The organism is Corallococcus sp. CA047B, from assembly GCF_003612065.1.
Taxonomy (GTDB): domain Bacteria; phylum Myxococcota; class Myxococcia; order Myxococcales; family Myxococcaceae; genus Corallococcus; species Corallococcus praedator.
On sequence record NZ_RAWD01000402.1, the window covers coordinates 1 to 7,268 of the forward strand.

Below are 7,268 nucleotides of genomic sequence, written 5' to 3' on the forward strand. Positions count from 1 at the left end.
GGGGGCGAGGACGGCGCGGAGGGCGGGGTGACGATCTGCGGCGTCTTGCGGGCGCGGCGCGGCGGCTCGGCGCCCTCGGTGTTCGCGGGGAGCTGCGGCTGGGGGGCAAGGAAGGATGCGGCCCAGGCCGGATCCGCGCCCGGCGAACGGCGCTCGGCGCGCTCCGGGGGCAGGGACGGCTGCTCGTCCCGCGCGTCGTCGTCGTCCTCTTCGGGCTCCTCTTCGCGGACGAGCTTCTTCTCCAGCTTCTCGCGCTCGCGCGAATCCTTGAGGGCCTTCTTCGCGTTGGCGGCCTGCTCCTTCTCCGTCTGTCGGGCGAGGCGCACGGCCTCCTCGGCCATGGCCTCCGCTTCGGCGGCCTCGGCCTCCTCGGCCAGACGCTCGGCCTCGGAGAGCTCCTCCTCCTCGGCCTCCAGCTCGGCGAGGAACGCGGCCTCCTCCTCCTTCTCCTGGGCGAGCCGCTCCTGGCGGGCCTGGTAGGAGACCTTCTGCGCCTCCCAGAAGACGTGGGCGGATTCGGAGATGCGGCGGCCCAGCACGGTGAGGCCGGCCCACACCAGCGAGCACAGCTTGAAGAACGTGTACTGCGTGCCCACGATGAGCGCCGCCGCGCTGATGGCGGTGACGAGGATGACGGTGCCGACCGTGGAGAACATGCCCTCCATCAGCCCGCCCAGGCCCGCGCCCAGGGCGCCACCGGGCGGGTGCGCCCAGCCCTTGTCCTTGGCGAACATGAGCTGCGAGAGCACGGCCACGCTGCACGTGAGCAGCGCCAGGGAGATGATCTGCGGCAGGCGGCGCCGGTCGCGGTTGCCGACGAAGAGCACCACGGCGGTGTAGATGCCACCCACGGGGACGAAGTAGGCGCACACACCCAGCGCCCCCCGCAGCGTCTCCGCGATGAGGTGGCCCATGGGGCCCACCGCGTTGTGGAAGCCGGGGCCCACCCGGTCATGCGCGTCGAACGTGGCGACCGCCAGCAAGGCGAGCAGCGAGGCGGCCAGGACGAAGACGCCCACGAGCGCCCGTCTGGCCGGGCTGGCTGCGCCCCCCGCCTTCATCTTCTTGTTCGCGAGCGCCTTGCGCTTGGTCGCGATTTCCTGTCGGGAGAGCACTGCCTTCTCCGCCCGACCACCCTTCTTGGCCGCTGTCATGGACCCCGGTTCCCTCTGCCCGATTCCAGCCGCGTAGCGAGCTGTAGCAATCCGCGCGGCGAGAATAGGGAGAGAGGGGGCCCGGTCAATTTTCCAGCAGGCGTCAGAGGGGGCGGGACAGGGCCTACATTTCGGCTGCGACCCTCCGGGGAGAGGTTATGGTGGCTGACGCCAAGGAGAACCCGAACCATGTCCGACCTGCACCCTGACAAGCCCTCCAACAACGAAGACGACTACTTCGCGCGCGAGGAGATCGAAGCCAAGCGCAAGCTGGCCCTCCAGCAGGCCCAGGAGACGGCCGCCCAGCAGCGCGAGGACCTGAAGAAGCTGCACTACATGAAGTGTCCCAAGTGCGGCATGGACCTGCAGACGCTCAAGAAGGGCAACGTGGAGCTGGACAGCTGCTTCAACTGCCACGGCGTCTGGCTGGACGCGGGCGAGCTGCAGCACTTGCTGGGCGGTCACGGCCACGAGCAGGGCGGCAAGGTGATGGGCGCCATCCTCAACCTGTTCAAGCGTTCGTAGTCGTCGTCAACGCATCGTCCAGAGCCTCCAGGAGGAGGCGGTCCCCATGGCCCTCACGCTCGAGCAGGTCCGGCACGTGGCCACCCTGGCGCGGCTGTCACTGACGCCGCAAGAGGAGGCGCGCTACGCCACGCAGTTGTCGCAGGTCCTGGACGCGGTGGCGGAGCTGGAGGCGCTGGACGTCAGTCAGGTGGAGCCCACCTCCCATGCGACGCTCGCGTCCTCGCTGTTGCGCGAGGACGTGATGCGGCCGTCGTTGCCCCCTGAAGCGGGGCTCGCCAACGCGCCGGCGAAGGTGGGCACCGCCTTCGCGGTCCCGAAGATCCTGGAGTAGCCCGCCATGTCGTCGACGCTCACCGACCTGTCGATGCTGGAGCTGGCCGCGAAGCTGGCCTCGCGCGAGGTGTCCTCCGTGGAGGCCACGCAGGCGAGCCTCCAGCGCATCGCCCAGGTGGACCCGAAGGTGCGGGCCTTCCTGCGCGTGGATGAAGCCGGAGCGCTCAAGGCCGCGGAGGCCAGCGACGCGCGCCGCCACGCGGGCAGTCCCGCCAGTGCGCTCGACGGCGTGCCGGTGGGCCTGAAGGACATCTTCCTCACCCAGGGCGTGGCGACCACCTGCGGCTCGCGCATCCTGGAGGGCTTCGTTCCGCCGTACGACGCCACCGTGGTGCGCTTGCTGAAGGAGGCGGGCCTGCCGCTCTTGGGCAAGCTGAACATGGACGAGTTCGCCATGGGCTCGTCCAACGAGTCGAGCGCGTACTTCCCCACCCACAACCCGTGGGACCTGACGCGCACGCCGGGCGGCTCATCCGGTGGTTCGGCCGCGGCGGTGGCGGCGCGCGAGGTGTTCGGCGCGCTGGGCACGGACACGGGCGGCTCCATCCGCCAGCCCGCGGCCTTCACCAACACCGTGGGGCTCAAGCCCACCTACGGCCGGGTGTCGCGCTACGGCGTCATCGCCTTCGCCTCGTCGTTGGACCAGCCGGGCCCCATGGCGCGCACGGTGGGGGACACCGCGGCGCTGCTCCAGCTCATCGCGCGGCATGATCCGCTCGACTCCACCTCCGCGGACGTGGCGACGCCGGACTGCCTCACGGGCCTGGAGGATGGGGTGCGCGGGCTCAAGCTGGGCGTGCCGCGCGAGTACTTCACCGCCGGCATGGACCCGGAGGTGGAAGGCACGCTGCGCGCCTCGCTGGAGGAGTTCGAGCGGATGGGCGCGACGCTGGTGGACGTGTCGCTGCCGCACACGAAGTACGCGCTCGCGACGTACTACCTGCTGGCCTCCTCGGAGGCGTCCAGCAACCTGGCCCGGTACGACGGCATCCGCTACGGACAGCGGGCCAAGGACGCGCGCGGGCTCAAGGAGCTGTACACGCAGACGCGGGGGCAGGGCTTCGGCGCGGAGGTGAAGCGCCGCATCATGCTGGGCACCTACGCGCTGTCCGCCGGCTACTACGACGCCTACTACCTGCGCGCGCAGAAGGTCCGCACGCTCATCCGCGAGGACTTCACGCGGGCCTTCCAGCAGGTGGACGCGCTCGTGTCGCCCACGTCGCCCGTGCCGGCGTTCAAGCTGGGCGAGAAGGTGGACGACCCGCTGTCCATGTACCTGATGGACGTCTACACGCTGCCCTGCAACCTGGCGGGCCTGCCCGGGCTGTCGGTGCCGTGCGGCTTCACGCAAGGAGGGCTGCCGGTGGGCCTGCAGATTCTCGGGCGCCCGTTCGACGAGGCCCGCCTGTTGCGCATCGCCCGCGCGTTCGAGCGCGAGCACGACTTCTTCCGCCGCGCCGTCCCCGTCTAGCGGGGAGCGGACGCCGGCAAGGGTGACACCGCCATGCCCCTGAGCGATTTCCAGACGGTCATCGGCCTCGAGGTCCACGCGCAGCTGCTCACGCAGTCGAAGATCTTCTGCGGCTGCTCCACCGCGTTCGGCGCCGAGCCCAACCACCACACCTGTCCGGTGTGCCTGGGGATGCCCGGCGTGTTGCCGGTGCTCAACCAGCGCGTGGTGGAGTACGCGGTGCGCACGGGGCTGGCGCTCGGGTGCACGGTGAAGCCCACGAGCGTGTGGAGCCGGAAGAACTACTTCTATCCGGACCTGCCCAAGGGCTATCAAATCACCCAGTACGACCAGCCCATCTGCGAGTGGGGCGAGCTCGTCATCGACACTCCGTCGGGTGAGAAGACGGTGCGCGTGCGGCGCATCCATCTGGAGGAGGACGCGGGCAAGAGCGTGCACGACGCTTCCGCTTCCGCGGGCCAGAGCCTGGTGGACCTGAACCGCGCGGGCGTGCCGCTGATGGAGATTGTCAGCGAGCCGGACCTGCGCGACGCGGACGAGGCGGTGGAGTACCTCAAGGTGCTGCGCGACGTGCTGGTGTACCTGGGCGTCAACGACGGCAACCTGGAGGAGGGCAGCTTCCGCTGCGACGCCAACGTGTCGGTGATGCCCAAGGGGTCCACCACCTACGGCCAGCGCTGCGAGCTGAAGAACCTCAACTCGTTCCGCTTCCTCAAGCAGGCCATCGAATACGAGGCCGCGCGGCAGGTGGACGTCCTCGAGTCCGGCGGCAAGGTGGACCAGGAGACGCGCCTCTGGGACGTGAACAAGGGCGTCACCCGGTCGATGCGCTCCAAGGAGGACGCGCACGACTACCGCTACTTCCCGGAGCCGGACCTCCAGCCGCTCATCGTGTCGGACGCGCTCCGCGATGCGCAGGCGCAGGCGCTGCCGGAGCTGCCCCGCGCGAAGCGCACGCGCTTCATGGGCCAGTACGGGCTGCCCGCCTACGACGCGCGCATCCTCACCGCCGAGCGCCCGCTGGCGGACTTCTTCGAGGCCTGCGCTGTTCACGTGCCGGACGCGAAGAAGCTCTCCAACTGGTTCCTGGGCGAGCTGAGCCGCCTGCTCAAGGAAGAGGGCACGCCGCTGTCCGCGCTGCGCTTCACGCCGGCGCAACTGGGCGAGCTGCTGGCCACGGTGGAGAAGGGCACGGTGTCCGCGAACGCGGGCAAGGACGTGCTCGGGGAGATGTTCCGCACCGGTCGCGCGCCGGTGGACATCATCGCGGAGAAGGGCCTCGCGCAGGTGAGCGACGTGGGGGCCGTGGAGGCGGTGGTGGACGACATCCTCGCGAAGAACGCGGGCGAGGTGGAGAAGTACAAGGCCGGCAAGAAGAGCGTGTACGGCTTCTTCGTGGGCCAGGTGATGAAGGCGATGAAGGGCAAGGGCAACCCCGGCCTCGTCAACGAGCTGCTGAAGAAGAAGCTCGGGGACTAACGCGGCACGGTGACGTGGAGCACGTCCTCGCCGCGCGGGTCCTCGGACTGGGCGAGCACGTGCACGTTGTCCGGCCCCCGGCGCTCCAGGATGAGCGAGGGGGCCTCGAAGGTGTTCTCGAAGAACCCACCGGTGAGCTGCGGGTTCACCGCGTAGCGCACGCGCTTGAGCGTGCGCAGCTGCGTGAAGAGCCCTTCGTTGAACCACTGCTCGCGGCGCAGCTGGGACTCTCCCGGCGCGTTGAAGGCCCAGGGCGCGTCCCAGGACCAGGCGTTGGCGGAGGGCTGCGCGAGCACGTCCACGCCCAGCGCGTCCAGGTACTGCGCGCACGGCACGAACCACGGCTCCCCGGAGGTGTGCGGTTCGCGGAAGCCGTCGTAGCAGACGAGCGTGCCCAGCCTGCCGAAGGGCGTGTCCACCACGGGCAGGTCCTCCGGGCGGCCCGGGCTCAGGTTGAGCACGTCCTCCTGCGTGGGCACCAGGTTCACCTTGCGCGTGACGCCCACGCAGTGACCGTCCGGCGCGAACGTGTAGCTGGTGTTGTAGGTGCGTGCGCCCGCGGGCTCGTACTCGGGGGTGTCGATGCCCAGGCGGTTGGAGGGCAGCAGCGCGCTGCCGGCCACGACCCACAGGCCGTAATCGCGCGCGATGCCGGAGAAGGTCTCGAACATGGCCCGGTGCACGCGCGGCGCCACCGTGGCGTAGAGACACTCCTCCATCGAAGGCGGACGGAAGGCACGCCACGTCCGGAATAGCGCCCACCCCTCCGCGAGCGCCACGCGTGTCATCGCGCCGTTCGTCGTCTTGCAGCGGCGCACGCGCGACAGGTGCCCCACCAACCCGAGCGCCGCGCCCACCATCTCCGGCCACACGGCGAGCGCGGGATGCAGCGGCCGGCCCGAGGCGTCCCGGGCGCGCAGCGCGTCCACCCGCGCGGCGAGGGCCCGGTGGTGCGCGGCGAACGTCGCCACGGAGGCGTAATCGTCCAGCGTGACGCGCGGCTGGACGGCGAACAGTTCGATGGCGTCGGGCGGTGGCACGGGCTGGCCCGGGCGCCTACTTGAGGAAGCCCAGCTCCCGCAGCCGCTGCTTGAGGAACGCGTCCGCGGTGATGGGCGGGTGGCGCGCGGGGTTGTCCGGGGTCTCCGTCTGCGGCAGCGGCTTGAGGATACAGTCGGAGAACGGGTGCACGAAGAAGGGCATCGAGTAGCGCACGGTGTCCTGCTCCGTGCTGGGCGGGTTCACCACCCGGTGCGTGGTGGACGGGATGACGCCGTTCATCACGCGGCTGAGCATGTCGCCCGAGTCCACGACGATCTGCCCGCGCAGCGTGTCCACCGGAATCCACTCGCCGTCGCGCGTGAGCAGCTCCAGGCCGCCGGACGTGCCTTCGCACAGGAGCGTGATGAAGTTGATGTCCTCGTGTTCGGCCGCGCGCACCGCGCCCGGGATGAAGCGGTCCTTCAGGGGCGGGTAGTGGATGAGCCGCAGCACCGAGTTGCCATCCACCGTCATGTCGCTGAACGTGGTGCGCGCGATGCCCAGGTAGTCCGCGAGCGCCTGGAGCATCACCGTCGCCGCGTCGTCCAGTTCCTTGTAGAGCGTCAGGGTGTTGTCGCGGAAGGAGGGCACCTCCTCCGGCCACACATTGGCGCCGTAGTCGTCGCGGTAGGGGTGGCCCACGGGCAGCTCACGGCCCACGTGCCAGAACTCCTTCATGTCCCCCACCTTGCGGTTCTTCGCGTGCTCCTGGCCGAACGCCATGAAGCCGCGCTGCCCCGGGCGCTCCGGCACCGCGTAGCGCGTCTTGGTGGACTCCGGCAGTTGGAAGAAGCGCTCCACATCCGCGTACGTGCGGCGGATGAGCGCGTCCTCGACGCCGTGGCCTTCCACGGTCACGAAGCCGAACTCCTTGAGCGCGTCGCCAAACACCTGGACGAAGCGGGCCCGCTCCTCGGGAGTGCCGGAGCGGTAGTGGGACAGGTTCACGGTGGGGATGCGTCGGGCCGAGCGGGACATGGCCACATCCTACCCGCGTGACACCTTCCTGACACGCCGCAGTCCTGCGCCCAACCGTCACCCCGGCCCAGGGGAGGGCCCCCGCCTCACTTTGCGACAACCGCCCTCATTGACAGTGGATACGGGGCTTCCGGGATGTGCAGATTGGGCGGGGAATTGGCCGGGGGGGAGCGGTATGGCCGAAGTCGCGAGGAGTGAGCGCACGTGTGTGGCGTGCGGTCGGGGACATGGACCGGAGACGTCGTGTGACACGCTCGTCCGGGAGGCGGGCGAAGTGGGGGGCG

The 7,268-nt window shown here is 70.0% G+C and carries 7 protein-coding genes; 4 read left to right on the top strand and 3 right to left on the bottom strand.

Features of this window, described 5'->3' with window-relative positions; translation table 11 throughout:
• Nucleotides 1-1,154, bottom strand: a 1,154-nt coding sequence (locus tag D7X74_RS37025) for a DNA translocase FtsK 4TM domain-containing protein (protein ID WP_199741983.1), incomplete at its 3' end; no start/stop codon positions are given.
• Nucleotides 1,155-1,343: 189 nt separating this feature from the next.
• Between D7X74_RS37025 and D7X74_RS37030 the strand changes: the two genes are divergently transcribed.
• From D7X74_RS37030 to gatB, 4 genes are read left to right on the top strand one after another with little or no spacing between them, the layout of a single operon-like run.
• Nucleotides 1,344-1,679: a zf-TFIIB domain-containing protein gene (locus D7X74_RS37030; RefSeq protein ID WP_120537696.1), complete on the top strand. Its 336-nt coding sequence runs from the start codon at nt 1,344-1,346 to the stop codon at nt 1,677-1,679.
• A 46-nt stretch (nt 1,680-1,725) separates the two neighbouring features.
• Entirely contained in the window at nt 1,726-2,013 is a 288-nt protein-coding gene (gene gatC, locus D7X74_RS37035; RefSeq protein WP_120537697.1) for an Asp-tRNA(Asn)/Glu-tRNA(Gln) amidotransferase subunit GatC, read from the top strand.
• A 6-nt stretch (nt 2,014-2,019) separates the two neighbouring features.
• The gene (gatA, locus tag D7X74_RS37040) at nt 2,020-3,486 is read left to right on the top strand and encodes an Asp-tRNA(Asn)/Glu-tRNA(Gln) amidotransferase subunit GatA (protein WP_120537698.1); all 1,467 of its coding nucleotides are present in this window, start codon (nt 2,020-2,022) and stop codon (nt 3,484-3,486) included.
• Nucleotides 3,487-3,519: 33 nt separating this feature from the next.
• Complete coding sequence (gene gatB, locus D7X74_RS37045) at nt 3,520-4,965, top strand: Asp-tRNA(Asn)/Glu-tRNA(Gln) amidotransferase subunit GatB (protein ID WP_120537699.1); 1,446 nt, start codon at nt 3,520-3,522, stop codon at nt 4,963-4,965.
• Here the strand turns inward: gatB and D7X74_RS37050 are convergent.
• A complete protein-coding gene (locus D7X74_RS37050; RefSeq protein WP_120537700.1) occupies nt 4,962-6,005 on the bottom strand; it encodes a carbon-nitrogen hydrolase family protein in 1,044 nt (347 codons plus the stop codon). The genes gatB and D7X74_RS37050 overlap by 4 nt on opposite strands.
• 16 nt (nt 6,006-6,021) lie before the next feature.
• A complete protein-coding gene (locus D7X74_RS37055) occupies nt 6,022-6,984 on the bottom strand; it encodes an isopenicillin N synthase family oxygenase (RefSeq protein WP_120537701.1) in 963 nt (320 codons plus the stop codon).
• Nucleotides 6,985-7,268: the final 284 nt, after the last annotated feature.

What these genes read in the sequence shown, in the direction of transcription:
- D7X74_RS37030 (WP_120537696.1), top strand. Translation starts at nt 1,344, where the DNA reads ATGTCCGACCTGCACCCTGACAAGCCCTCCAACAACGAAGACGACTAC.
- gatC (WP_120537697.1), top strand. Translation starts at nt 1,726, where the DNA reads ATGGCCCTCACGCTCGAGCAGGTCCGGCACGTGGCCACCCTGGCGCGG.
- gatA (WP_120537698.1), top strand. Translation starts at nt 2,020, where the DNA reads ATGTCGTCGACGCTCACCGACCTGTCGATGCTGGAGCTGGCCGCGAAG.
- gatB (WP_120537699.1), top strand. Translation starts at nt 3,520, where the DNA reads ATGCCCCTGAGCGATTTCCAGACGGTCATCGGCCTCGAGGTCCACGCG.
- D7X74_RS37055 (WP_120537701.1), bottom strand. Translation starts at nt 6,984, where the DNA reads ATGTCCCGCTCGGCCCGACGCATCCCCACCGTGAACCTGTCCCACTAC.